The 25,336-nt window shown below is 70.3% G+C and carries 22 protein-coding genes and 7 tRNA genes; 12 read left to right on the plus strand and 17 right to left on the minus strand.

What is annotated here, in order from left to right; translation table 11 throughout:
- The first annotated feature begins 31 nt into the window (after positions 1-31).
- A complete protein-coding gene (locus tag IF28_RS0107495; protein WP_030215756.1) occupies positions 32-931 on the plus strand; it encodes a phosphoribosylaminoimidazolesuccinocarboxamide synthase in 900 nt (299 codons plus the stop codon).
- Between the two features lie 43 nt (positions 932-974).
- On the opposite strand, the gene IF28_RS0107500 is transcribed toward IF28_RS0107495, so the two are convergent.
- The 8 genes from IF28_RS0107500 to IF28_RS0107535 form a co-directional block, all read right to left on the minus strand.
- Positions 975-1,050, minus strand: a tRNA-Gly gene (locus tag IF28_RS0107500).
- A gap of 22 nt (positions 1,051-1,072) precedes the next feature.
- Positions 1,073-1,687, minus strand: a complete 615-nt coding sequence (locus tag IF28_RS0107505; RefSeq protein WP_030215759.1) for a response regulator transcription factor — start codon at positions 1,685-1,687, stop codon at positions 1,073-1,075.
- Positions 1,684-2,907, minus strand: a complete 1,224-nt coding sequence (locus tag IF28_RS0107510) for a sensor histidine kinase (RefSeq protein ID WP_030215765.1) — start codon at positions 2,905-2,907, stop codon at positions 1,684-1,686. Before IF28_RS0107510 ends, IF28_RS0107505 begins: the two co-directional genes overlap by 4 nt.
- A 32-nt stretch (positions 2,908-2,939) precedes the next feature.
- A complete protein-coding gene (locus IF28_RS0107515; RefSeq protein WP_030215768.1) occupies positions 2,940-3,716 on the minus strand; it encodes an ABC transporter permease in 777 nt (258 codons plus the stop codon).
- On the minus strand, positions 3,713-4,675 hold the full coding sequence (locus IF28_RS0107520; protein WP_030215771.1) for an ABC transporter ATP-binding protein: 963 nt from the start codon (positions 4,673-4,675) through the stop codon (positions 3,713-3,715). Before IF28_RS0107520 ends, IF28_RS0107515 begins: the two co-directional genes overlap by 4 nt.
- A 129-nt stretch (positions 4,676-4,804) precedes the next feature.
- A tRNA-Gly gene (locus IF28_RS0107525) sits at positions 4,805-4,880 on the minus strand.
- A gap of 97 nt (positions 4,881-4,977) precedes the next feature.
- Positions 4,978-5,049: transfer RNA gene (locus tag IF28_RS0107530), tRNA-Gly, on the minus strand.
- Positions 5,050-5,214: 165 nt separating this feature from the next.
- Positions 5,215-5,532 (minus strand): histone-like nucleoid-structuring protein Lsr2, encoded by a 318-nt coding sequence (locus tag IF28_RS0107535; protein ID WP_030215774.1) that lies wholly within the window; start codon positions 5,530-5,532, stop codon positions 5,215-5,217.
- A gap of 353 nt (positions 5,533-5,885) precedes the next feature.
- Between IF28_RS0107535 and purS the strand changes: the two genes are divergently transcribed.
- From purS to purM, 7 genes are all read left to right on the plus strand, one after another.
- Positions 5,886-6,149, plus strand: a complete 264-nt coding sequence (purS, locus tag IF28_RS0107540) for a phosphoribosylformylglycinamidine synthase subunit PurS (RefSeq protein WP_030215777.1) — start codon at positions 5,886-5,888, stop codon at positions 6,147-6,149.
- Entirely contained in the window at positions 6,146-6,826 is a 681-nt protein-coding gene (purQ, locus tag IF28_RS0107545; RefSeq protein ID WP_030215780.1) for a phosphoribosylformylglycinamidine synthase subunit PurQ, read from the plus strand. Before purS ends, purQ begins: the two co-directional genes overlap by 4 nt.
- A complete protein-coding gene (purL, locus tag IF28_RS36220) occupies positions 6,823-9,081 on the plus strand; it encodes a phosphoribosylformylglycinamidine synthase subunit PurL (protein WP_037892741.1) in 2,259 nt (752 codons plus the stop codon). Before purQ ends, purL begins: the two co-directional genes overlap by 4 nt.
- A gap of 80 nt (positions 9,082-9,161) precedes the next feature.
- Entirely contained in the window at positions 9,162-9,959 is a 798-nt protein-coding gene (locus IF28_RS0107555) for a maleylpyruvate isomerase family mycothiol-dependent enzyme (RefSeq protein ID WP_030215784.1), read from the plus strand.
- Between the two features lie 48 nt (positions 9,960-10,007).
- Positions 10,008-10,793, plus strand: coding sequence for an META domain-containing protein (locus IF28_RS0107560; protein WP_030215787.1), 786 nt, complete (start codon positions 10,008-10,010; stop codon positions 10,791-10,793).
- 62 nt (positions 10,794-10,855) lie between these two features.
- Positions 10,856-12,382, plus strand: a complete 1,527-nt coding sequence (gene purF, locus IF28_RS0107565) for an amidophosphoribosyltransferase (RefSeq protein ID WP_030215793.1) — start codon at positions 10,856-10,858, stop codon at positions 12,380-12,382.
- Positions 12,383-12,414: 32 nt separating this feature from the next.
- Positions 12,415-13,482: a phosphoribosylformylglycinamidine cyclo-ligase gene (gene purM, locus IF28_RS0107570; protein WP_030215796.1), complete on the plus strand. Its 1,068-nt coding sequence runs from the start codon at positions 12,415-12,417 to the stop codon at positions 13,480-13,482.
- Positions 13,483-13,604: 122 nt separating this feature from the next.
- Here purM and IF28_RS0107575 read toward each other — a convergent pair whose 3' ends face one another.
- On the minus strand, positions 13,605-13,853 hold the full coding sequence (locus IF28_RS0107575; RefSeq protein WP_030215800.1) for a DUF3073 domain-containing protein: 249 nt from the start codon (positions 13,851-13,853) through the stop codon (positions 13,605-13,607).
- A 318-nt stretch (positions 13,854-14,171) separates the two neighbouring features.
- Positions 14,172-15,260 carry a Leu/Phe/Val dehydrogenase gene (locus tag IF28_RS0107580; RefSeq protein WP_030215803.1) on the minus strand — a complete coding sequence of 363 codons (1,089 nt, stop codon included), beginning with the start codon at positions 15,258-15,260 and terminating at the stop codon, positions 14,172-14,174.
- A 220-nt stretch (positions 15,261-15,480) separates the two neighbouring features.
- Here IF28_RS0107580 and IF28_RS0107585 point away from each other — a divergent pair, with 220 nt between their 5' ends.
- On the plus strand, positions 15,481-16,323 hold the full coding sequence (locus IF28_RS0107585) for a hypothetical protein (protein ID WP_030215805.1): 843 nt from the start codon (positions 15,481-15,483) through the stop codon (positions 16,321-16,323).
- Positions 16,324-16,865: 542 nt separating this feature from the next.
- Positions 16,866-17,072: a developmental transcriptional regulator BldC gene (bldC, locus tag IF28_RS0107590; protein ID WP_003949541.1), complete on the plus strand. Its 207-nt coding sequence runs from the start codon at positions 16,866-16,868 to the stop codon at positions 17,070-17,072.
- Between the two features lie 434 nt (positions 17,073-17,506).
- On the opposite strand, the gene IF28_RS39400 is transcribed toward bldC, so the two are convergent.
- From IF28_RS39400 to IF28_RS0107625, 7 genes are all read right to left on the minus strand, one after another.
- Positions 17,507-17,683: a DUF6274 family protein gene (locus IF28_RS39400; protein WP_199808962.1), complete on the minus strand. Its 177-nt coding sequence runs from the start codon at positions 17,681-17,683 to the stop codon at positions 17,507-17,509.
- 270 nt (positions 17,684-17,953) lie between these two features.
- Positions 17,954-18,028 (minus strand) — tRNA-Asp (locus tag IF28_RS0107600).
- Between the two features lie 93 nt (positions 18,029-18,121).
- Entirely contained in the window at positions 18,122-22,099 is a 3,978-nt protein-coding gene (gene hrpA, locus IF28_RS0107605) for an ATP-dependent RNA helicase HrpA (protein WP_030215807.1), read from the minus strand.
- A gap of 116 nt (positions 22,100-22,215) precedes the next feature.
- Positions 22,216-22,289: transfer RNA gene (locus IF28_RS0107610), tRNA-Phe, on the minus strand.
- 24 nt (positions 22,290-22,313) lie between these two features.
- Positions 22,314-22,388: transfer RNA gene (locus IF28_RS0107615), tRNA-Asp, on the minus strand.
- 37 nt (positions 22,389-22,425) lie between these two features.
- Positions 22,426-22,498, minus strand: a tRNA-Glu gene (locus tag IF28_RS0107620).
- A 195-nt stretch (positions 22,499-22,693) separates the two neighbouring features.
- Complete coding sequence (locus IF28_RS0107625; RefSeq protein ID WP_030215813.1) at positions 22,694-24,265, minus strand: metallophosphoesterase family protein; 1,572 nt, start codon at positions 24,263-24,265, stop codon at positions 22,694-22,696.
- Positions 24,266-24,349: 84 nt separating this feature from the next.
- Between IF28_RS0107625 and IF28_RS0107630 the strand changes: the two genes are divergently transcribed.
- Positions 24,350-24,700: a metallopeptidase family protein gene (locus IF28_RS0107630; protein WP_199808966.1), complete on the plus strand. Its 351-nt coding sequence runs from the start codon at positions 24,350-24,352 to the stop codon at positions 24,698-24,700.
- Between the two features lie 72 nt (positions 24,701-24,772).
- Positions 24,773-25,315, plus strand: coding sequence for a hypothetical protein (locus IF28_RS0107635; protein WP_030215819.1), 543 nt, complete (start codon positions 24,773-24,775; stop codon positions 25,313-25,315).
- Positions 25,316-25,336: the final 21 nt, after the last annotated feature.

Below are 25,336 nucleotides of genomic sequence, written 5' to 3' on the forward strand. Positions count from 1 at the left end.
ACGTACCTGTACAGAACCACGCGGAGGAACCGTGTCCGGATTCGTAGAAAAGCCCGAGCCGATCCAGGTTCCGGGCCTGGTGCATCTGCACACCGGCAAGGTGCGCGAGCTGTACCGGAGCGAGGCGGGCGACCTCGTGATGGTCGCGAGCGACAGAGTCTCCGCCTACGACTGGGTGCTGCCGACCGAGATCCCCGACAAGGGCCGGGTCCTCACCCAGCTCTCCCTGTGGTGGTTCGACCAGCTCGCCGACCTGCTCCCCCACCACGTCCTGAGCACCGGCCTCCCGGCCGGCGCCCCCGACGACTGGGCGGGCCGCACCCTGATCTGCAAGTCGCTGAACATGGTCCCGGTGGAGTGCGTGGCCCGCGGCTACCTCACCGGCTCGGGCCTCGCCGAGTACGAGGAGACCCGTACGGTGTGCGGCCTCGCCCTCCCGGAAGGGCTGGTCGACGGCTCCGAACTGCCCGCCCCGATCTTCACCCCGGCCACCAAGGCCGCCGTCGGCGAGCACGACGAGAACGTCTCCTACGAGGAGGTGGCCCGCCAGGTCGGCGCGGAGACCGCCACCCAGCTGCGCCAGGCCACCCTCGCCGCCTACACCCGCGCCCGGGACATCGCCCGCGACCGGGGCATCGTCCTCGCCGACACCAAGTTCGAGTTCGGCTTCGACGGCGACACCCTGGTCCTCGCGGACGAGGTGCTCACCCCCGACTCGTCCCGCTTCTGGCCGGCTGAGGAGTGGGAGCCGGGCCGCGCACAGCCGTCGTACGACAAGCAGTTCGTACGCGACTGGCTGACCTCCGCCGAGTCGGGCTGGGACCGCAGGAGCGAGCAGCCCCCGCCGCCGCTGCCGCAGCAGATCGTGGACGCGACCCGTACCAAGTACGTGGAGGCCTACGAGCGCCTCACCGGCACCACCTGGAGCTGAGCGCACGACGAAGGCCCCGGTCGAACCGACCGGGGCCTTCCTGTGGAGCGAACGACGAGGTTCGAACTCGCGACCTCAACCTTGGCAAGGTTGCGCTCTACCAACTGAGCTACGTTCGCATGCGCCGTGGCGCGGGACCTACTATACCCAACCCCGCTCCCGCGCGAGACGAACCGCTGTATGACGGTTCTCCGCGCCGAGCTTGGAGACGGCGGAGGAGAGGTAGTTCCGCACGGTCCCCTGGGACAGCGCGGCCCGCTCCGCGATCTCCGCCACGGGCGCGCCGTCCGCGGCGAGCTCCAGCACCTCGGCCTCGCGCGCGGTCAGCGGTGAGTCACCGGCGGCGATCGCGTCGGCGGCCAACTCGGGGTCGACGTACCGGTTTCCCGCGTGCAGGGTGCGGATGATCTCGGCGAGCTGCCGGGCGCTGACGGTCTTGGGCACGAAACCGCGCACCCCCGCCGCGAGCGCCCGCTTCAGATGTCCGGGCCGCCCGTGACCGGTGACGATCAGCACCTGGCAGCCGGGCAGCTCCGTCCGCAGGGATGTGGCGACCTTCACACCGTCGGCGCCGGGCATCTGCAGATCCAGTACGGCGACATCGGGGACGTGTGCCCGCGCCATCGCCAGCGCCTCCGGCCCGGAGGCCGCCTCGGCGACCACGAGGAGGTCGTCCTCCAGGGACAGCAGGGCGGCCAGCGCGCCCCGGATCAGATGCTCGTCGTCGGCGAGCAGCACACGGACGACGTCCGTCACGACGCCACCTCCAGCACCGTCTCCGCCGTCAGCGGGACCTCCGCGACCAGCAGGAACTCGCCCTGTCCGGTGAGCGCGGCGTCCAGCGTGCCGCCCACCGCCGACAGCCGCTCCCGCAGCCCCGCGAGTCCCGAACCGCCCTTGCCGGACGGAGCCGCGGCCCCGTCGTTGCGCACCGTCAGCACCACACGCCCCTCAGGCCTCCGCACCGACACGGTGCACTTCTTCGCGTCCCCGTGCCGCAGCACGTTGGTGGTCGCCTCCCGCACGACCCAGCCGAGGACGGACTGCACCTCACCCGGCAGTCCGGCCGTGTCGCCGGTCACCTCGCAGTCGATCCCGGCCGCCCTCAGCACTCCCCGCGCACCGCTGAGTTCGGCCTCCAGGTCGACCTCCCGGTAGCCGCGCACCACATCGCGCACCTCCCGCTGGGAGTCCTGGGCGATGCGCTGCACCTCGATCATCTGCTCCACCGCTTCGGGCCGTTCACGCCGCGCCAGCTGCACGGCGAGTTCGCTCTTGAGCGAGATCACGGCGAGGTTCCGTCCCAGTACGTCGTGCAGGTCCCGCCCGAACCGCAGCCGCTCCTCGGCGACGGCGAGCCGGGCGCGGGTCTCGCGCGCCTCGTCGAGGGCGAAGACGGCGTTGAGCAGCCAGACGGAGAAGACCGCGGTGAAGGCGATGAAACCGGCGCCGGCCAGCACGATCGCGGCCGTCGCCAGCGCGACGGGACCGGACACGCCCAGTGCCCAGGACATGAGGCCCGCTCCGGCCCCGAACCCGCCGACGAGGGCGAGGACGCGCCGCCGGTCGCGCATCCCGAGCGTGATCATGCCCGCTCCGTAGCTGAGCGCGGCCCCGAAGACCGAGCCCGCGGCGCTGTCGACGCCGTCGCCCGAGGGCCCGTGCTCCGCGATGCCGAGGGCGGCGACCGCGAGCGACGCGCTCAGCACGCCGAACGTCCACAGCAGCCGTACGGGCTGCGGGCGCCGGCCGCGGGTCCAGTCCAGGGCCCGGGAGACGACCGCCATGCCCACCGCCGCGTGCACCGCGACCAGCAGCAGCAGGACGACGGCGAGCCGCCCTCCCACCTGGGCGAAGGACGAGAGCCCGATCGCGGCCACCTCGCTGAGGCAGACGAAGTGGAACGACCACCTCGTGTACGTCTCGACCTTCGCCGGTGTGCTCTTGCGCCGCCACCAGCCGCCCGGCCTGCTCATCCGCTCGTGCTCCGTCCCTGCCGTCGCCTACGTCAGCGCCTGGGTTCCCAGCGGAACCACCGCCGTACAGCAAACACCGCCAGCAGGGTCCAGGCCACCGCCGTCGCGAGGGCGCCCAGGGTCTCGGCCGCCGACAGGTCGCCGGTCCAGCCGCCGCGCACCAGGGTGACCACCGGGGTCAGCGGCAGCAGCTCGCAGACGGAGGCCAGCCGGTCGGGGAGGAACTCCAGCGGGACGAACATGCCGGAGCCCATCATCGAGATGATCAGCAGCGGCATGGGTGTGACCTGGGCGCTCTCGGCGGTGCGGGTGAGGCCGGCGGTGGCGGCCGCGAGCCCGGCGCAGATCGCGAGCCCCAGCAGCAGGCCCAGGACGGCCAGATGCGGTGCGGACGGCGCGGACATGTCCAGCAGCACCGCACAGGCCGCGATCAGCACCAGGCACTGCGTCAGCCCGGTGAGGACGGACGGCAGCGCGGACCCGCCGAGGATCTCGGCGTCCCGCAGCTCGCCGGTGCGCAGCCGCTTGAGCACCAGTTCCTCGCGGCGGACGACGTAGACGCCGACGAGGGCGGAGTACACGGCGAACAGCAGGGAGAAGCCGACGGCGGCGGGCAGGACGACGGTGCCGGGGGTCAGTCCCACCTCGGCGAGGTCCATCTCCTGGGCGGCCGACCGCACGCTGAGCGGCAGGACGAGCGGTACGAACAGCGCGGCGACGAGGGTGCCCTTGCTGCGGCCCAGCAGCGTCAGTTCGGCGCGGGCGAGGGCGGTCATCCGGCTCACCGGCGTGGTCATGGCGGTACTCATGCCGCGTACTCCTTCTTCGTCGCCGTGGCCGCCGACGCGTCCTTGGCGATCCCGAGGAACGCCTCCTCCAGGGATGCCGAGCGCACGTCCAGCCTGCGCAGTTCCACTCCGGTCTCCTGCGCCCACAGCAGCAGTCGGGTGGCGGCGCGCTGCAGTTCGCGGGTGCGCAGCCGGACGGTCCGGCCGTCGACGGTGTGGTCGCTCACGCCCAGCGCGGCCAGGGGCGGCAGGTCGCCCACGAAGTAGCCGTCGGGGAGTTCGAAGGTGATCCGGGACGGTTCGGAGGCGGTCACCTCGGCCGGGGTGCCGGTGACGGCGATGCGGCCCTCGTGCATGATCGCGAGCCGGTCGGCGAGGTTCTCGGCCTCCTCCAGGTAGTGCGTGGTGAGCAGGACGGTCGTACCGCGGTCGCGCAGGGCGCTCACCAGGTCCCAGGTGTCGTGGCGGCCTTCGGCGTCGAGTCCGGTGGTGGGTTCGTCGAGGAAGAGCACCTCGGGGTCGCCGAGCAGGGCGAGCGCCAGGTCCAGCCTGCGCCGCTGGCCGCCGGAGAGCTGCTTCACCCGGACACCGGCCTTCGCCTCCAGGCCCACCAGCGCCAGTACCTCCCCCTCGGGGCGGGCCCCGCTGACACAGCCGGCCCACATGCGGGCGGTCTCGGCGACGGTCAACTCGGAGGGGAAGCCCCCTTCCTGGAGCATCACCCCGGTGCGGGGCCGTACGGCGGCACGCTCGGTGTACGGGTCGTGGCCGAGCACCCGGACCTGTCCGCCGGCGGGGGCGGCGAGGCCTTCGAGGAGTTCGACGGTGGAGGTCTTGCCCGCGCCGTTCGTGCCGAGCAGGGCGAAGATCTCGCCGCGCCGTACCGAGAAGTCGATCCCGCGGACCGCTTCGAACCCGCCCCCGTAGACACGTCGCAGGCCGGTGACCTCGATCACGTGTTCGTGTTCGTTCGCTTCCATGCTTCGAGCATTCCGGCGGCGGGGGCGGTCCGGCAGTGCGGGCTGTCATCACAGGACATGACAAATGTCAGACGGGTCCGGAGGGGGTACATACGACAAAGACCCCGGTCGATGACCGGGGTCTTGATCTGGAGCGGACGACGAGGCTCGAACTCGCGACCTCAACCTTGGCAAGGTTGCGCTCTACCAACTGAGCTACGTCCGCAATGCCTCCGACCGGCTCTCACCGATCGGCGCGGGCACCAGCCTACCTGATCCTCCCCCGGAGGGGGGACCCCCAAGAGACCGGTACGGCGATGCAGAGCGGGTGACAGGAATTGCACACTGCGCCTTCCCCCTGGAAGGGGGATGTTCTACTACTGAACTACACCCGCATGCACTTCGGGGCTTCGGCTTTTCAGCCTCGCCCCTCGGCGTGCTCCAGACTCTAGCTGATCAGCGGGGGTGCTGCGCAAGTCGGTTGCCGCGAGGGGCGGGTGACCGGCCGTCGGCACGGTCCACCCGAACGGCGTACCCCGGGTGGCCGGCGCACGGCCGGCTCACCGCGCTGCGGCGAACGCCTCGTAGACCTTCTTGGGGATCCGCCCGCGCGCGGGGACGTCCATCCTGTTGGCCTGGGCCCAGGCGCGGACCGCGGCCGGGTCCGGGGCGACCTCCGTCTGCCGGTACGTCTTGCCGGAGCGCGACCGCTTGCGGCCGGCGTCCACGTAGGGCTCGAGCGCCGTACGCAGTTTCCTGGCATTGGTTTCATTGAGGTCGATCTCGTACGACTTGCCGTCCAGTCCGAAGGCGATCGTTTCCGCCGCTTCCGAGCCGTCGATGTCGTCAAAGAGAGTGACCACGACCTTCTGCGCCACGAATATCGGTCCCTTCGTGCGACACCTCTCGTCCGGACGTCCGTGATGACGTGCCGGGACATCGTCGAGATGTCGGCTGTCCGCCTGTAATCGGGCAAAGTATCTGCTAATGACAATTCATTTGTACAGTGCCCGGCATTGCAATGTGAAGCCCGACTAAATCTGTCCGCGTGTCCGGGGCGCAATAGCGATGTGCGGGTGAACGGAGATCTTTCCCGGATCTTTTCCCGGATGTCTCCCCGCGATGCCGGATCGTGATCGTGCTCACGTAGATTCCTACAACTCTACCCGCGTAGAAATTTTGTGCGGGTAGTCTGAAGGAACCTGCTCAGCACCACACACCGGGAGTGCCAGTGGCACGCGTCGTAGTCGACGTCATGCTCAAGCCGGAGATCCTCGACCCCCAGGGCCAGGCGGTGCAGCGCGCACTGCCGCGTCTGGGTTTCGAAGGGATCTCGGACGTCCGCCAGGGAAAGCGATTCGAACTGGAAGTTGACGGGCCGGTCGACGAGGCCGTGCTCGCCCGTATCCACGATCTTGCTGAATCCTTCCTCGCCAACACCGTGATCGAGGACTTCACCGTACGGGTCGAGGAAGTCGCGGGGGCCGCGAAGTGACCGCTCGTATTGGCGTCGTCACTTTCCCGGGCAGTCTCGACGACCGGGACACGCAGCGCGCGATCCGCGTCGCCGGCGCCGAACCCGTCGCCCTCTGGCACAAGGACAAGGACCTCAAGCAGGTCGACGCCGTGGTGCTCTGCGGCGGTTTCTCGTACGGCGACTATCTGCGCGCGGGCGCCATCGCGCGCTTCTCACCGGTGATGGACACGGTCATCGACCAGGCCAGGGCGGGCCTGCCGGTACTCGGCATCTGCAACGGCTTCCAGATCCTCACCGAGGCGCACCTGCTCCCCGGCGGCATGCTGGGCAACGACCACCTGCACTTCATCTGCCGCGACCAGAAGCTGCGGGTGGAGAACGCGGACACCGCCTGGACCACCGACTACACGGCCGGCCAGGAGATCCACATCCCGCTGAAGAACATGGACGGCCGCTACGTCGCCGATCAGCGGACCCTGGACGAGCTGGAGGGCGAGGGCCGCATCGCCTTCCGCTACCTGGACGTCAACCCCAACGGCTCGCTCAACGACATCGCCGGCATCACCAACGCCGCCGGGAACGTCGTCGGCCTCATGCCGCACCCCGAGCACGCCGTCGAGTCGCTGATCGGTACGGGCCGTACCGACGGCCTGCCGTTCTTCACGTCGATCCTCAAGAAGCTGGTCAACGCATGAGCCGGACGCCTCTGGACACGGTCGAGCACGCGGCCGCGACCCCCGACGTCGAGCTGCCCTGGGCCGAGCTGGGCCTGAAGAAGGACGAGTACGAGCGGGTGGTGGAGATCCTCGGCCGCCGCCCGACCGGCGCCGAGCTCGCCATGTACTCCGTCATGTGGTCCGAGCACTGCTCGTACAAGTCCTCCAAGGTCCACCTCCGCCAGTTCGGCGAGAAGGCCCCCGAGTCCGACGCCATGCTCGTCGGCATCGGCGAGAACGCCGGCGTCGTCGACGTCGGCCAGGGCTACGCGGTCACCTTCAAGGTCGAGTCGCACAACCACCCCTCCTACGTCGAGCCCTACCAGGGCGCGGCCACGGGCGTCGGCGGCATCGTCCGCGACATCATCGCGATGGGCGCCCGCCCGGTCGCGGTCGTGGACCCCCTGCGCTTCGGCGCCGCGGACCACCCCGACACCAAGCGCGTCCTGCCGGGCGTCGTCGCCGGCATCGGCGGCTACGGCAACTGCCTGGGCCTGCCCAACATCGGCGGCGAGGTCGTCTTCGACGCCTGCTACCAGGGCAACCCGCTGGTCAACGCCGGTGCCATCGGCGTCATGCGGCACGAGGACATCCACCTCGCCAAGGCCTCCGGCGCCGGCAACAAGGTCATCCTGTACGGGGCCCGCACCGGCGGCGACGGCATCGGCGGCGCCTCGATCCTGGCCTCCGAGACCTTCGACGACGCCAAGCCGTCCAAGCGCCCCGCCGTCCAGGTCGGCGACCCCTTCCAGGAGAAGCTCCTCATCGAGTGCACCCTGGAGGCCTTCGCCGAGAAGCTGGTCGTCGGCATCCAGGACCTCGGCGCGGCGGGCCTGTCCTGCGCCACGTCGGAGCTGGCGTCGAACGGCTCGGGCGGTATGCGGGTCACCCTGGACGACGTACCGCTGCGCGACTCCACGCTCTCGCCCGAGGAGATCCTCATGAGCGAGTCGCAGGAGCGCATGTGCGCGGTCGTCGAGCCGGAGAAGGTCGACCGCTTCCTCGAGATCTGCGACAAGTGGGACGTCATCGCCACCGTCATCGGTGAGGTCACCGACGGCGACCGGCTGGAGATCTTCTGGCACGGCGGCAAGATCGTCGACGTCGACCCGCGCACCGTCGCCCACGACGGCCCGGTCTACGAGCGCCCGTACGCCCGCCCGTCCTGGCAGGACGAGCTCCAGGCGGACGACGCGAACAAGCTGCCCCGGCCGCGGACGTCCGACGAGCTGAAGGACCAGGTCCTCAAGCTGGTCGGCTCGCCCAACCAGGCCTCCAAGCAGTGGATCACCCAGCAGTACGACCACTTCGTGCAGGGCAACACCGTCCTCGCCCAGCCCGAGGACTCGGGCATGATCCGCGTGGACGAGGAGACCGGCCTCGGCGTCGCCATCGCCACCGACGGCAACGGCCGCTACGCCAAGCTCGACCCGTACACGGGCGCGCAGCTGGCGCTGGCGGAGGCGTACCGCAACGTGGCGACGACCGGTGCGAAGCCGCTCGCCGTCTCCGACTGCCTGAACTTCGGCTCGCCGGAGGACCCGGCGGTCATGTGGCAGTTCGCGGAGGCCGTGCGCGGTCTGGCGGACGGCTGTCAGCAGCTCGGCACCCCGGTCACCGGCGGCAACGTCTCCCTGTACAACCAGACGGGCGAGGCGGCCATCCACCCGACCCCGGTGGTCGCGGTCCTCGGCGTCATCGACGACGTGGCCCGCCGCACGCCGGTCGCCTTCCAGGAGGACGGCCAGCTGCTGTACCTGCTGGGCGACACGCGTGAGGAGTTCGGCGGCTCGGCCTGGTCCCAGGTGATCCACGACCACCTCGGCGGCCTGCCCCCGAAGGTCGACCTGGAGCGTGAGCGGCTGCTCGGCGAGATCCTGATCTCCGCCTCCCGCGACGGCATGATCGACTCCGCGCACGACCTCTCCGACGGCGGTCTGATCCAGGCGGTCGTCGAGTCGGCGCTGCTGGGGCGGAAGGGCGCGCGTCTGATCGTCCCGGACGGCCTGGACGCGTTCACCTTCCTCTTCTCCGAGTCGGCGGGCCGCGCGATCGTCGCCGTACCGCGCTCCGAGGAGGTCCGCTTCAACGACATGTGCGGCGCGCGAGGCCTCCCGGCCACCCGCATCGGCGTGATCGACGGAGACACGGTCGAGGTCCAGGGCGAGTTCGCCCTCCCCCTGGCCGACCTGCGCGAGACCCACGAGGCGACGATCCCGGCCCTGCTGGCCTGACCCTCGGCTCCGTACGCGGCCCCCGCCCGGTCCACCGGGCGGGGGCCGCCTACGTGAGGCGTACGCATAGGCTTCCGCCCATGCCCCCGGCCAAGAAGCGTGCCCGTTCCTACGACCCGGCCAGGACCCGTGCCGCCGTGCTCGCGCAGTTCGGGCATGTCCGGGATGCCGTACACGGCCTCACCCCCGGGCAGCTCGCGCTGCCGACGCGGCTCGGGGACTGGACCGTGCGGGAGCTGGTGGCGCACACCGGGATGGCGTTGGCCGCCGTGGACCGGCTGCTCGGCGAGCCCGAGCCCGCGCGGCAGGACGGGCGGCTGGTCGACTGGCCGTCCGCCATCGGCGCCGACGCGGACTCCATCGCCGTGACCGCCCGACGGCTCGCGGCCGAGCACCCCGACCTCGGCGCCCACCTCGACGAGGTCGAGCGGCGCTTCACCGACCGCCTCGACGCCCACCCCGGCGGCCGGCTGCTCCCCACCAGCGCGGGCGCCCTGCCCCTGGCCGACTACGTCGTCACCCGTACCGTCGAGCTCGTCGTCCACACCGACGACCTGAACGCCGCCGTCCCCGGCCTCGCCATCCCGTACGACCGTCAGGCCCTCGCCGCCTGCACCCGGCTGCTCGCCGACGCGCTCGCCGCGAAGGCGCCCGGCGGCTCGACGGAGGTGCGGATCCCGCCGTACGCGGTCGTGCAGTGCGTGGAGGGGCCGAGACACACCCGGGGCACCCCGCCGAACGTCGTCGAGACCGACCCGCTGACCTGGGCGAGGCTGGCCTCGGGCCGCACGGTGTGGCAGGAGGCGGTGGCCGGCGCGAAGGTGAGCGCGAGCGGGGAGCGGGCGGACCTGGGACCGTATCTGCCGCTGCTGGGCTGAGTCCCGGCGGAAGGGGAACCACCTGCTCCCCGCCCTCGTCGAATCGGCATGTACAGGCAGAAGCACAAGCAGCGCATGACCCTGACGGCCGTCGCCGTGCTCGTCGTCCCGCTCGCGGCTGCCTGCGGCAGCGAGCGGGCGGGAGCCGGCAGCGGCACCGCGCGGGCGGAGGAACCGGTCACCGGTGTCCGCTGGTCCATCGACAGCGTCACCGTCGATGGCACCACCCACCGCGCCCCCGACGGGGCGAACCTCACCCTGGACGACGAGGGCGGCGCCGAGGGCAGCTACGGATGCAACCTGTTCAAGGGCCGGGCCGTCGTCGAAGGCGACCGCGTCCGGCTCGGCGACCGGGAAACCACCCTGCGGGCCTGCGACGGGCCGACCATGGACCTCGAACGCACCCTCGCCGAGACCCTCGGCGACGGCACTCTCAGGACCGACGCGCACGACGGCCGCCTCACCCTCACCACCGCGGCAGGCGACACCGTCCGCCTGACCAGGGCCGAGGACTCCCCGCTGTACGGCACCAAGTGGACCGTCACCACCCCCGCCCTCGACCACCGCGCCCACCTCACCTTCGACAAGAAGGACGGAGCCGTCGCCGGCCGCCTCGGCTGCAACCAGGTCAACGCCGACGCCACCGTGCGCGACGGCCATATCACCCTCGGCGTGCCGTCCCTGACCCGAATGGTGTGCGAAGACTCACTCATGGACGGCGAGAAGGCGCTGACGAAACTTTTCGGCGGCACCGTGAATTACCGGATCGAAGGCCGGACCCTCACGCTGACCAGCGAAAACGGCAAGAGCGTCCGAGCCGTCGCGCAGCGCTGATCCGCGGCCGGGGCCGTATCCCGCATTCGGACCAGCGCCCGGCCTCGCCTACACTCGGAGGCGTGCCACGTGGTGACGGACGACTCAACCACGACCTGCTCCCCGGTGAGAAGGGCCCCCAGGACGCTTGCGGCGTCTTCGGTGTCTGGGCTCCGGGCGAAGAGGTCGCCAAGCTCACGTACTTCGGGCTCTACGCCCTCCAGCATCGGGGCCAGGAATCCGCGGGAATCGCGGTCAGCAACGGCTCCCAGATCCTCGTCTTCAAGGACATGGGCCTTGTGTCCCAGGTCTTCGACGAGACCTCTCTCGGTTCACTCCAGGGTCATATCGCGGTCGGACACGCCCGCTACTCGACCACCGGTGCCTCCGTGTGGGAGAACGCCCAGCCGACGTTCCGTGCCACCGCGCACGGATCCATCGCGCTCGGCCACAACGGCAACCTGGTCAACACGGCGCAGCTCGCCGAGATGGTCTCCGAACTCCCCAAGGAGAACGGCCGCGCCCCGAAGGTGGCGGCCACCAACGACACCGACCTGATCACCGCCCTGCTGGCCGGCCAGCGCGCCGCCGACGGCGAACCGGTGACCGTGGAGCAGGCCGCGCATGTGGTCCTCCCCAAGGTCAGGGGCGCCTTCAGCCTCGTCTTCATGGACGAGAACACCCTCTACGCGGCCCGTGACCCGCAGGGCATCCGCCCGCTGGTGCTCGGCCGCCTGGAGCGTGGCTGGGTCGTCGCCTCCGAGTCCGCCGCCCTCGACATCTGCGGCGCGAGCTATGTGCGCGAGATCGAGCCGGGCGAGTTCGTCGCCATCGACGAGAACGGACTGCGTACCTCCCGATTCGCGGATGCGAAGCCCAAGGGCTGTGTCTTCGAGTACGTGTACCTGGCCCGCCCGGACACCGACATCGCCGGCCGGAACGTGTACCTCTCGCGCGTCGAGATGGGCCGCAAACTGGCCAAGGAGGCCCCGGCCGAAGCCGACCTGGTCATACCGACCCCGGAATCCGGCACCCCGGCCGCCATCGGCTACGCGGAGGCGTCCGGCATCCCCTTCGGCGCCGGCCTGGTCAAGAACGCCTACGTCGGACGTACGTTCATCCAGCCGTCCCAGACCATCCGCCAGCTCGGTATCCGGCTGAAGCTGAACCCGCTCAAGGAAGTCATCAAGGGCAAGCGCCTGGTCGTCGTCGACGACTCGATCGTGCGCGGCAACACCCAGCGCGCCCTGGTCCGGATGCTCCGCGAGGCGGGCGCCGCCGAGGTCCACATCCGGATCTCCTCGCCGCCCGTGAAGTGGCCCTGCTTCTTCGGCATCGACTTCGCCACCCGCGCGGAGCTCATCGCCAACGGCATGACGATCGACGAGATCGGCACCTCGCTGGGCGCCGACTCGCTGGCGTACATCTCCATCGACGGCATGATCGAGGCGACCACCATCGCCAAGCCGAACCTGTGCCGCGCCTGCTTCGACGGCGAGTACCCGATGGAGCTGCCCGACCCCGAGCTCCTCGGCAAGCAGCTCCTGGAGACAGAGCTGGCCGCCGGTACCGCCGCCCCGGCCGCGGTCGACGCGATCCGCCGCCCGTAAGCCCTGACGGACGACAGAAAGCTCTCACAGTCATGTCCCAGAACACTGGTGCCAGCTACGCAGCGGCGGGCGTCGACATCGAGGCGGGCGACCGCGCGGTCGAGCTGATGAAGGAATGGGTGAAGAAGACGCGGCGCCCCGAGGTCCTCGGCGGCCTCGGCGGATTCGCCGGACTCTTCGACGCCTCCGCCCTGAAGAGGTACGAGCGCCCCCTGCTGGCCTCCGCCACCGACGGCGTCGGCACCAAGGTCGACATCGCGCGCCGGATGGGCGTCTACGACACCATCGGCCACGACCTGGTCGCCATGGTGATGGACGACATCGTGGTGTGCGGCGCCGAGCCGCTCTTCATGACCGACTACATCTGTGTCGGCAAGGTCCACCCCGAGCGCGTCGCCGCGATCGTCAAGGGCATCGCCGAAGGCTGTGTGCTGGCCGGATGCGCCCTGATCGGCGGGGAGACGGCCGAACACCCCGGGCTGCTGGGTCCGGACGACTTCGACGTCGCCGGCGCCGGTACGGGGGCCGTGGAGGCCGACCGGCTGCTTGGCCCGGACCGCATCCGTACGGGTGACGCGGTGATCGCCATGGCGTCCTCCGGCCTTCACTCGAACGGCTACTCCCTCGTCCGGCACGTGCTGCTGGACCGGGCCGGCCTCGCCCTGGACGGCCGGATCGACGAGCTGGGCCGCACCCTCGGCGAGGAACTCCTGGAGCCCACCAAGATCTACTCGCTGGACTGTCTGGCGCTGATCCGCACCGCCGAGGTGCACGCCTTCAGCCATGTCACCGGCGGCGGCCTCGCGGCCAACCTCGCGCGGGTGATCCCCGACGGACTGCACGCGACCGTGGACCGCTCCACCTGGGCGCCCGGACCGGTGTTCGACCTGGTGGGCCGGACCGGTTCGGTCGAGCGGCTGGAGCTGGAGAAGACGCTGAACATGGGCGTCGGCATGATCGCGATCGTGCCCCAGGAGTCCGTGGACGTGGCGCTGACGACACTGGCCGACCGGGACGTGGACGCCTGGGTCGCCGGTGAGATCACCGACCGCGGCGAGCACACCACGGGCGCGACCCTCGTCGGTGACTACGCGAAGTGAGCGACGGTGTGCTGCCCGCCCGGACGGCGTGCGGGCAGCACACCGGGCGAACCGGCCCCTTGAGGCAGCACTAAACCCGGTCGGTGACCGAAGTCACCGACCGGGCTGTGATCCACGCAGGGTCAAGCGCCGCGACGCTGTTGGGAGGACGGGCCGTCCTCGTCCTCGTCGTCGTCCTCATAGAGGTCGGCGTACCGTGCGTACAGGTCCTCGTCCTGCTCATCGTCCTCGAAATGCTCACCATTCGGTGGCTGATTCGACGGCGATGCGCCCAGCTCCTCGGCCAGGCGTGAGAGGTCAGTCCCACCGCTGTTGTACTTCAGCTGGCGGGCGACCTTCGTCTGCTTGGCCTTGGCCCGGCCGCGCCCCATGGCTCGACCCCCTCAACGACGGGGCTCGACGGCCCCAGAGTCTTGACACGCGTTCATGGTCCAGAACGGACTCTCCGCGGAGAGTCCGGTCCGTAGGGCTCCCACGGTACCTGAGCCCGCGCCCATACGGTACGTCGCCCGCATGACGTGCCCGCGCCCGGGACCGCCGAGACACCCTGTTCCCGCTGGTCAACCGCGATTTTAAGCACTTCCCCACGGTCGACCCGCCGGGAGAAGTGAGAGTTCTCTCCAACCGCCCCCCGGCGGGTACCGCTCACACGTACGAAGGCGTCCCGGTGCCGGGACGCGCCGCGCGTGTCATCGCACCGGACGTGCCTCCGCCATCCGCTGCTCGGCGATCCGGTCGGCCGCGGCGGCCGGCGGAATACCGTCCTCCTTCGCACGTGCGAATATGGCGAGCGTGGTGTCGAAGATCTCGGACGCCTTCGCCTTGCACCGGTCGAAGTCGAAGCCGTGCAGCTCGTCGGCGACCTGGATGACACCGCCGGCGTTCACCACGTAGTCGGGCGCGTAGAGGATCCCGCGGTCGGCGATGTCCTTCTCCACACCCGGGTGGGCGAGCTGGTTGTTGGCGGCGCCGCAGACGACCCTGGCGGTCAGCACCGGCACGCTGTCGTCGTTCAGCGCCCCGCCGAGCGCGCACGGGGCGTAGATGTCCAGGCCCTCGGTGCGGATCAGCTCCTCGGTGTCGGCGACGGCCGAGACACCCTCGGGGTGCCGGTCGAGAACGCGCCGCACGGCGTCCTCGCGCACATCGGTGATCACGACCTCGGCGCCCTCGGCGCGCAGGTGCTCCACCAGGTGGTGGCCGACCTTGCCGACGCCCGCGACACCGACCTTGCGGTCACGCAGCGACGGGTCGCCCCACAGGTGCTGGGCGGCGGCCCGCATGCCCTGGTAGACGCCGAAGGAGGTGAGCACGGAGGAGTCGCCCGCGCCGCCGTTCTCGGGGGAGCGGCCGGTGGTCCAGCGGCACTCGCGGGCCACGACGTCCATGTCGGCGACGTACGTGCCGACGTCGCACGCGGTGACGTACCGGCCGCCGAGCGAGGCCACGAACCGGCCGTAGGCCAGCAGCAGCTCCTCGCTCTTGATCCGCTCCGGGTCGCCGATGATCACGGCCTTGCCGCCGCCGTGGCCGAGCCCGGCCATGGCGTTCTTGTACGACATTCCGCGCGCGAGGTTCAGCGCGTCGGCGACGGCCTCCTCCTCGGAGGCGTACGGGTAGAAGCGCGTACCGCCGAGGGCGGGGCCCAGCGCGGTGGAGTGGATGGCGATGACGGCCCTGAGGCCGGTGGCACGGTCCTGGCAGAGCACGACTTGCTCATGGCCTCCCTGGTCCGAGTGGAACAGGGTGTGCAGGACGCCGTCAGATACGTCGGTCACTGTGGTGACTCCTGAGTAATAGCGGCGGGTGGGGATCCGCCCCCGTAGAGGTGGCGGGGGCTGTGGCACGAGGGTAGATCCTCACGCGCGCGACGATGGCACCGTGTCGCGGATCACCTCCCACCGGAGTACCGCCGTGTGACGGTTTGCGCGGGTTTCCCACCCGTCCGGGCGGGGGCCGGGCAGGTTTTCCCGGCGATCCGCGGGGGAGGGAGCAGGCGTGCCCAAGGTGTCCTCGGTGATGGTCCCCTACGCGACCTATCTGCGCGTGTACGAACCGCTGGCCGCCTTCCCGGAACCGGAGCGCGGCCACTGGGCCCGTTACGCGCGCCGCCCCGACCGCCCCTCCAGCCAGGACGAGATCCGCCGGGCCCTGGCCGGCCTCGCGGCCACCCCGCCGGCTCCGGTGCCGGCGCACGAGAGCGACGACGCCTTCGTACTGGAGTCCGACGGCGTGGTCTGCGTCTGCCCCTGGCGCACCCGGCTGCGCGGCTGGCAGGCCCTGGGCGAGCTCGCCGAGGACTTCCCGCTGCCGGTCCTGGACGCGTTCCTGCCCCCGGTCGTACGGCACCAGGCCACCCAGGACTACGAGCGCTGGCTGGCCGACCATCCGGACGCCCGGCCGTGGATCCGCACGGCCACCTGGCAGGTGCCGATCAACTGGTTCGTGCTGTTCGCCGACGACGAGCGGGAGTACGTCGGGCGTTCCGCCGGCGAGGCGCCCGTGCTGCGCTACCGGACCCCCATGGTCCAGGCCCGGCGGCGGGTGGCCCGGGGGCTGCGGGCGCTGCGGGACGCCATGGACGACCACCTGCTGATCGACGGACTCGTGGACGTCGGACGCTGGCTGGAGGAGTTCCATCCGCGCGCGCTGGTCGAGCTGGACTACGGCGGACTGGTGCACGCACTGCCGGACGGCACGCTGGAGGGGGACCACTCGGCGGCGGACGTGGCCGAGGGGATCGCCGCGCTGCGCCGGGGCGACGAGGAGGGTGCCGGGGCCGCGTACGGGCGTCTCGTGGAGCGCTGGCGGTCGGTTCGGGACCTGCGTTCGGCGAACTGACGTTTGACCAATCGCCGTTCATGGGGTTTCGTCTTCGCCCTGAGGTGTTCTGAGGTTCCGTCAGTACGGCGCCGGCTTGCGGACGTAGTCCGCCGATCCGGGCGTATGTCCCAAGCGCGTCAAGCGTGACGGACCGCACGTACGCGGCCCTTGCGCCCCTTGCCCCTCCTCATGCCAAAATAGGACAAGGAGTCCGGGGAGGACTCCTCCGTCCTGCTGTGCTCCACTATGGGCGGAATCTCAGCATTGCGCGCTTTGGGGGGTCTGACGACTCCTGAACGCTGCTGTGACTGATCGTCACAGTGGCGTGACTGTCCGCTATGGCATGGTCCATCGGCTTCCGCGGCTGATGAACACCTGGGAGGGCAATTCCATCGGTTTGGCCGACGTGGCTGGACAGATGGTGTAGTTGTAGTGCCGAGGACAAGCCGTTCGTCCTATAACCGACTCGACTCGCGTCCGCCATTTCGGGCAACGCGGGTCAAGGTGCAGAATTTAGAGGAAAGAACCGAGAAGGTTCGGTTCTCCCGAGGAGGCCGCTCATGACCGCTCGCACCCCTGATGCCGAGCCGCTGCTGACCCCGGCTGAGGTTGCCACCATGTTCCGCGTCGACCCGAAGACGGTCACGCGCTGGGCGAAGGCAGGCAAGCTCACGTCGATCCGCACGCTCGGCGGGCACCGCCGCTACCGCGAGGCGGAGGTCCGCGCACTGCTCGCGGGCATTCCGCAGCAGCGCAGCGAGGCCTGAACCACCGCATGAACCGGGCATAACCGGCTGGTCCCCCACCAGTCGGGACGTCCGGGAAGTTGGCTCCAAGCGACGCGGGGACTGCCCCAACAGGCCCCTCGCCCAAGCCGATCAGGCTTCACAGGCAACTGAACAAGGGTGCGTCGTCGATCGCACTGGACTCCGCCGGGTCCAGTGCGATCTTTTTTGTGCGCCGTTGGGGGGTCGGCCCGACCCCGGCCGGCCCGAGTGCGGGCTCTGTGAGCGGGCTTGTCGGACTCTGGGGAGGGGTGGGGGATCACCTGTGTTCCGGCTTGTGCGGACCTCTCCGGACAGTGCAATTGCACATATTAAATTGACCTGTTGTAGGTGGGGTGTAAGTACAGCACTTCCCAAAACTCATACGGTGACACCCGTCACATACCAGTCGGCTTGTTGGGCGGACGGCATATGCGCTAGAGGGAACGGGCGTCGGCGCCGGGTTGTTCCCCGGCCGGGCGGGGGGCCTCCGTCGCCATCCGCAGGAGGTGACGGCAGATCGGACAGTGCCGGGTGAGATGCCGGTAGGACGAGGCGGCCGACAGATGGGCCCTGAGCAACGCCCGCGTCTCGTGCCTGGCCGATGCCGCCATACGCCACCTCCGGGGGGTCACACGCAGCGGTGCCCTGCCTCTTGAAGTACCGAGCCCGCAGAGCCACGTCAAGACGGCGCGAGGCCGCACGCGCGGGTGCGTGGCGGGGCGAGGGCCCTTCGGGGCGGAACGGGGGCGCCTCGCCCGGCTGTACGGCAGAGCGCCGGCGGTGCCCGGAGGCAGGCGCCCGGACGACACCGTGCGCAAGGGGGCGGTCGGCGCATGCAGAAGGCCCGCGTCCCATGAGGGGCGCGGGCCTTCGATCAACTGCGGTCCTGACGGGATTTGAACCCGCGGCCTCCACCTTGACAGGGTGGCGAGCACTCCAAACTGCTCCACAGGACCAGGTTTCGCAGTGCGATTCTTGCGTTGCGCTGCGAGAAGGACTGTACAGGAGGTCGAGCCCACTGGTCGAACTCACTCTGTGTGCGGGCGGCGTTACGGTACCGCCGCGTCGATCGCCTTCACGATCCGTTTGTCCGACACCGGGTACGCCGTACCGAGCGCGTGGGCGAAATAGCTGACCCGCAGCTCCTCGATCATCCAGCGGATGTCCCGCACCTGCTGGGGCACCGGCCGCCCCTGCGGCAGCTGCTCCAGCAGCCACGCGTACTCGTCCCGCATCTCGTGGACCTTCGCCATGCGTGTGGTGTCGCGCTGCACGTTCGTCGGCATCTGCTGCAGGCGCCGGTCCGCGGCCACCAGATAGCGCATCAGGTCCGGCAGCCGCCGCAGCCCCGCCTGTGTCACGAACCCGGGCCGTACGAGCGCGTCCAGCTGCCCCCGTACGTCCTGGAGGTTCGGGAGCAGCGCGGGGCTCCGTACGCCCTTCAGCCGGCGCTCACAGGCCTGCCACGCCGCCAGCACCTGCTGGACCTGGCCCACCGCGCGGACCGTCGTGTCGACGATCTCCGCGCGGACCTTGTCGTACAGCTTCCGGTAGGACTCCTCGTCCCACACCGGACCGCCGAAGTCGGCGATCAGCCGGTCCGCCGCCGCCATCGCGCAGTCGTCGAACAGCGCCTGCATCGAACCGTGCGGATTCGCGGACAGCGCCAGCTTCTGCGGGTTCGTCAGCTTCTCGGATGCGAACTTCGCGGGGTTCACCGGGATCGACAGCAGGATCAGCCGGCGGGTGCCCTTCCACATCGCCTCCGCCTGCTCGGCCTCGGTGTCGAACAGCCGCACGGACACCGTGTCGCCGTCGTCGACCAGCGCCGGGTACGCCTTCACCGGCTGTCCGGCCCGGCGTGTCTCGAAGACCCTGGTCAGTGAGCCGATCGTCCAGTCCGTCAGCCCCTTGCGCTCCAGGGACTCGCCGCCCTGGCGCTGTGCCGTGGCGGCGGCCGCCTGGGACAGCGCCTGGCGGGCCTTCGGGCGCAGCCGGAGCTTGAGCGCCTCCAGATCCTTGTCCTCGGCGACCTTGCGGCGCCGCTCGTCCACGATCCGGAACGTCACCCGCAAGTGGTCCGGAATCCGGGACCAGTCGAAGTCCTCCGCCTCGAACGGCACCCCGACCATCCGCTTCAGCTCACGGGCCATCGTCACGGTCAGCGGCTCCTGGAGGGGCACCGCCCGCTCCAGGAACGCCCTCGCGAAGTTCGGCGCCGGCACGTAGTTGCGCCGGATCGGCTTGGGCAGCGAACGGATCAGCTCGGTGACGACCTCCTCGCGCAGACCGGGGATCTGCCAGTCGAAGCCCTCGTCCGTCACCTGGTTCAGCACCTGGAGCGGAACGTGGACCGTCACACCGTCCGCGTCCGCGCCCGGCTCGAACTGGTACGTCACCCGGAACTTCAGCTGCCCCTGCGGCCACGAGTCCGGGTAGTCGGCCTTGGTGACCGCCTCCGCCGACTCACGGATCAGCATCTCCCGCTCGAAGTCGAGGAAGTCCGGCTGCTCGTGCCGCTTGTGCTTCCACCACGAGTCGAAGTGCGCCCCCGACACCACGTGTTCGGGGATCCGCTGGTCGTAGAAGTCGTACAGCGTCTCGTCGTCGACCATGATGTCCCGGCGCCGGGCGCGATGCTCCAGCTCCTCGACCTCGGTCAGCAGCCTGCGGTTGTCGGCGTAGAACTTGTGGTGCGTGCGCCAGTCGCCCTCGACCAGCGCGTTGCGGATGAACAGCTCGCGGGAGATCTCCGGGTCGATCCGGCCGTAGTTCACCTTGCGCTGCGCCACGATCGGCACGCCGTACAGCGTGACCTTCTCGTACGCCATCACGGCCGCCTGGTCCTTCTCCCAGTGCGGCTCGCTGTAGGTGCGCTTGAGGAGGTGTTCCGCGAGCGGTTCCACCCACTCCGGTTCGATCTTCGCGTTGACCCGCGCCCACAGCCGGGACGTCTCCACCAGCTCGGCCGACATCACGAACCGCGGCGGCTTCTTGAACAGCGCCGACCCCGGGAAGACGGCGAACTTGGCGTTCCTCGCGCCCAGATACTCGTTGCGCCCGCCGTCCTTGCGGCCGGTCGCGCCCGAGTCCTTGGACTCCTTCACGTCCTTCATGCCGATGTGCGACAGCAGACCGGCCAGCAGGGAGAGGTGGACCCGGTCGTCCGGGGCGTCCTCCTCGTTGAGGTGGATGCCCATCTGCTTGGCGACCGTGCGCAGCTGTGTGTAGATGTCCTGCCACTCGCGGATCCGCAGGAAGTTCAGATACTCCTGCTTGCACATCCGGCGGAAGGACGACGAACCGCGCTCCTTCTGCTGTTCGCGCACGTACCGCCACAGGTTGAGGTAGGCGAGGAAGTCGCTGGACTCGTCCCGGAACCGGGCGTGCTGCTGATCGGCCTGCGTCTGCTTGTCGGCCGGCCGCTCCCGCGGATCCTGGATCGACAGGGCGGCGGCGATGACCATGACCTCGCGGACACAGCCGTTCCTGTCCGCCTCCAGCACCATGCGGGCCAGCCGCGGGTCCACCGGCAGCTGCGCCAGCTTCCGCCCGGTCTCGGTGAGCCGCTTGCGCGGGTCCTTCTGCGCCACGTCGAGCGCGTTCAGCTCCTGGAGCAATTGCACACCGTCGCGGATGTTGCGGTGGTCCGGCGGGTCGATGAAGGGGAACTTCTCGATCTCGCCCAGGCCGGCCGCCGTCATCTGCAGGATGACCGAGGCGAGGTTGGTGCGCAGGATCTCCGCGTCCGTGAACTCCGGACGGGCCAGGAAGTCGTCCTCGCTGTACAGCCGGATACAGATGCCGTCCGACGTACGCCCGCAGCGGCCCTTGCGCTGGTTGGCGCTCGCCTGCGACACCGCCTCGATCGGCAGCCGCTGCACCTTGGTGCGATGGCTGTAGCGGGAGATACGGGCGAAGCCGGGGTCGATGACGTACTTGATGCCCGGCACGGTCAGCGAGGTCTCGGCGACGTTGGTCGCCAGCACGATCCGGCGGCCGCCGTGCTGCTGGAACACCCGGTGCTGCTCGGCGTGCGACAGCCGGGCGTACAGCGGCAGCACCTCGGTCGACCGGTACCGCTTCTTCGTCAGCGCGTCCGCCGTGTCCCTGATCTCCCGCTCACCGGAGAGGAACACCAGGATGTCGCCGGGCCCCTCCGCCATCAGCTCCTCGACGGCGTCCGTGATCGCGGTGATCTGGTCCCGGTCGGCGTCGGACGAGTCCTCCTCGAGCAGCGGCCGGTACCGCACCTCCACCGGATACGTACGCCCGCTGACCTCGATGATCGGCGCGTCCCCGAAGTGCCGGGAGAACCGCTCCGGGTCGATGGTCGCGGACGTGATGACGACCTTGAGGTCCGGCCGCTTCGGCAGCAGCTGGGCGAGATAGCCGAGCAGGAAGTCGATGTTGAGGGACCGCTCATGGGCCTCGTCGATGATGATCGTGTCGTAGGCGCGCAGCTCACGGTCGGTCTGGATCTCCGCGAGCAGGATGCCGTCCGTCATCAGCTTGACGAAGGTGGCGTCCGGGTTCACCTGGTCGGTGAAGCGGACCTTCCAGCCGACGGCCTCGCCCAGCGGGGTGTTCAGCTCCTCCGCCACCCGCTCCGCGACCGTACGCGCGGCGATCCGGCGGGGCTGGGTGTGCCCGATCATGCCCCGGACACCCCGGCCCAGCTCCATGCAGATCTTCGGGATCTGCGTGGTCTTGCCGGACCCGGTCTCACCCGCGACGATCACCACCTGGTGATCACGGATCGCCTCGGCGATCACGTCCTTCTTCTGGCTGACCGGAAGCTGCTCGGGATAGGTGACCGCGGGCACCCGGGCGCGGCGGCGAACCATCCGCTCCTCGGACCCGGCGACCTCCGCCTCGATCTCGGCGAGCACGGCGGCGCGGGCCTCGGGCTTACGGATCCTGCGTGCGCCTTCCAGCCTGCGCCCGAGCCGGTGCGCGTCGCGCAGCGACAGCTCGGTCAGGCGGGAGGCGAGAAGGCCGAAGGCGGGGGCAGAGTGCGTAGACATACGGACTCCAGGATCTCATCCCGCGAAAATTCGCGGCCAATGATTTTGCCGGGGGTGCGGGGGCACGTACGGAGAGCACACAACAAGGCCCCGATCGATGATCGGGGCCTTTGCTGTGGCTGGGGCCGGGGTCGAACCGGCGACCTATCGCTTTTCAGGCGATCGCTCGTACCAACTGAGCTACCCAGCCGTGATGTTTCACGTGAAACATCAGCGGTCCTGACGGGATTTGAACCCGCGGCCTCCACCTTGACAGGGTGGCGAGCACTCCAAACTGCTCCACAGGACCAAGCGTGTCGTACGACAGTGTCGCACAGGGTGGTGCGTGCCCCCAACGGGATTCGAACCCGTGCTACCGCCTTGAAAGGGCGGCGTCCTGGGCCACTAGACGATGAGGGCCGACCCAGCGCGTTGCTTCGCCAAGCGTCCCCGCGCTGGGAGACGTGAGAAGCATGTGACTCCGCTTCCCCTGAAAGGTTCCGCTTCTCCCTGGCCCCGTAAGGGGTTCGGGACGGTCAAGCCCTGACCGCTGCCCTTGGGCACGACCAGACTGTACTACGGCTTCCGGGGCGCGACCAAACTGAAAATCGCGGGTCATCGAGGGGGCGGGGCGCTGCTCGAGGGTGTGGAAGTCCCGCCCGTCGGCGACGGGGTGGCGCCCGGCTGGTTCTCCTCCGGGAGGTGCCGGCTCACCTCCGCCGTGGTCAGTCCGAGGCCGCCCAGCTCGATGGCGTCCCAGGCCTGGAGGCGCCGGGTGTCGCGGTCGAAGTAGAGGATCGACGTCTCGATCGGGTCCGGGTACGTGCCCTCGATGGCGCGCAGCCCGCTGCCGCCGGTGGAGCCCTCGACGCGCAGCCGGGTGCCGTACTCCATGACCTCCGTCTCCTCGTGGTGGATATGGCCGGCCAGGACGAGCGGCACGGTGCCGTCGACCTCGCGCGCGGCGGACGGTTCGTGGGCGATCGCCACGTCCACCGGGGTGCCGGCGGTCCGCTGGTCGCGCAGGGCGGAGGCGAGCCGGGCACCGGCCAGCTCCTGGGACTGCTCGGCCCCGTTCGTCTTCGAGCGGTCGGGGGTGAACTGCGGGTCCCCGATACCGGCGAAGCGCAGGCCGGCCACCGTCCTCGCCCTGCCGTCGTCGAGGACGTGGACGTTCTTCAGGCCTTCGAGATAGCGCTGGGTGACGAGCGAGTCGTGGTTGCCGCGGACCCAGACATAGGGCGCGCCCAGGTGCTCGATGGGGTCCAGGAAGCCGTTCTCGGCGGCGCTCCCGTGGTCCATCGTGTCGCCGGAGTCCACGATCACATCCACCTGGTACTGCTTCACCAGCGAGGCGATGATCTTCCAGCTGGCCGGGTTGAGGTGGATGTCGGAGACGTGCAGCACGCGGATGGTCGTCGGGTCGGGCTGGTAGGTCGGGAGGGTGGAGGTGGCGTCGTAGAGCTTGGTCACATTGGTGACCAGGCGCGCCAACTCCTGCTGGTAGACGTCGAACTCGGTGACGATGCTGCGCGCGTCCCCGACCAGGGAGGGGGCGGAGGAGAGCAGCCCGGAGAACTTGGGCTCCAGTACGGAGTCGGGGTTCCAGGTGGCGTACGCCGTGCCGCCGGAGGCTGCCAGCAGACCGAGGGCGAGGCCGCCGGCGGCGAGGGCGCGGCGGGGCCGGCGGTAGACGAGAAGGCCGAGGGCGGTGGCGCCGGTGACGACGGCGACGCAGGAGCGCACGGCGAGGTCGGCGGTGCCGCGGGCGATGTCGTCGGCGACCTCGTCCTGGAGGCCGGAGAGGCGTTCGGGGTGGTCGACGAGGGCCTGGGAGCGCTCGGGGTCGAGCTGGTCGACGTTGACGTCGAGGCGGACGGGCGCGGTGTGGCTGTCGAGCTGGAGCGCGCCCAGCGGGGACACGTTGATCTTCGTGCCGCCGGTGAGGGAGGGGCGCAGGGTCATGGTGGTGTTCATGGGGCCCACGGGGACGCGCACGTTGCCGACGACGAGCAGACCGAGCCAGGCGCCGAGCACGACCACGGCGACCAGGCCGGCCGCACGCACCCAGGGGCGCGACGAGGAGGCCGGGGCTACCCCCGTGCGGGCGGTCCGGCGGGGGACGAGGGCCCGCGGGACCCGTGCGAGGCGGTGGAGGGCGTTCGGGACGGAGGGGACGCGGGCCATTGATCCCGTATGCCCAAGTCGGCGCCCGGATATGCGGGCGCCGCGCGCAACTCGTACGGACGGTTCGTGCCCGACAATGGCTGTGTGCTGGAGATGACGCGCGAGATGTTCGAGGAGCTGGTCGCCGAGGCGCTGGACCGGATCCCGCCGGAGCTGACGCGGCTGATGGACAACGTCGCGGTGTTCGTGGAGGACGAGCCGCCGGCGGACGATCCGGAGCTGCTCGGGCTGTACGAGGGGACACCGTTGACGGAACGCGGTGAGTGGTACGCGGGTGTGCTGCCGGACCGCATCACGATCTACCGGGGGCCGACGCTGCGGATGTGCGAGTCCCGGGAGGACGTCGTCGCGGAGACGGAGATCACGGTGGTGCACGAGATCGCCCACCACTTCGGTATCGACGACGCCCGCCTGCACTCGCTCGGCTACGGGTGAGCCGTACGCGTGTCTTCTTGCGGGTGGCGGGAGTTGGGGTGGTTGACCCTGTACTCCAAACGGAGGTGGCCCGTGCGCCGCTTGTACGTACCCGTCCGCCTGGCCGCCACGGCCGTGGCCGTCGCGGCCGCCGCCGGCTGCATGAGTGTGGGTGACGACGGAGCGGGCGGACCCGCGGGGCCGTCGCACTCCGCGGGGAGTCCCGGCGGTGAGGCGGGGGACGGCGGCGAGGCGGTGTCGGGCGGCGGGCCCGGTTACGGCGCCCCGGAGGCCGACGGTGCACGCGGGGCCCGCGAGGGCGAGGGACACGAGGACAGGGTGAAGAAGGGCAGGGCGGGGAAGGCCGGTTCCGCGGGGGCGTCGCCGTCACCGGGGGCGAGCGGGACCGCGCCGGACGACGGGGGACCCGGCGGTCCCGCCGGACCGACCCCCGGCGACCGGCCCGTCCCCCCGGAGCCCACGCGGGCACCCGACCCGGATCCCACCCCCACTCCGCCCGAGCCGTCGGCCCCGCCCGAGCCGACACAGCCCGAACCGTCCTCGTCGGCCCACCAGCCGCCCGACCCCCAGCTGGAACAGCGGGAGCCGGCACCGGAAGCGGGGGCACCCGCCTGAGCGTTCCCCGCCCCTCGGACC

Source organism: Streptomyces sp. NRRL WC-3626, from assembly GCF_000718785.1.
Taxonomy (GTDB): domain Bacteria; phylum Actinomycetota; class Actinomycetes; order Streptomycetales; family Streptomycetaceae; genus Streptomyces; species Streptomyces edwardsiae.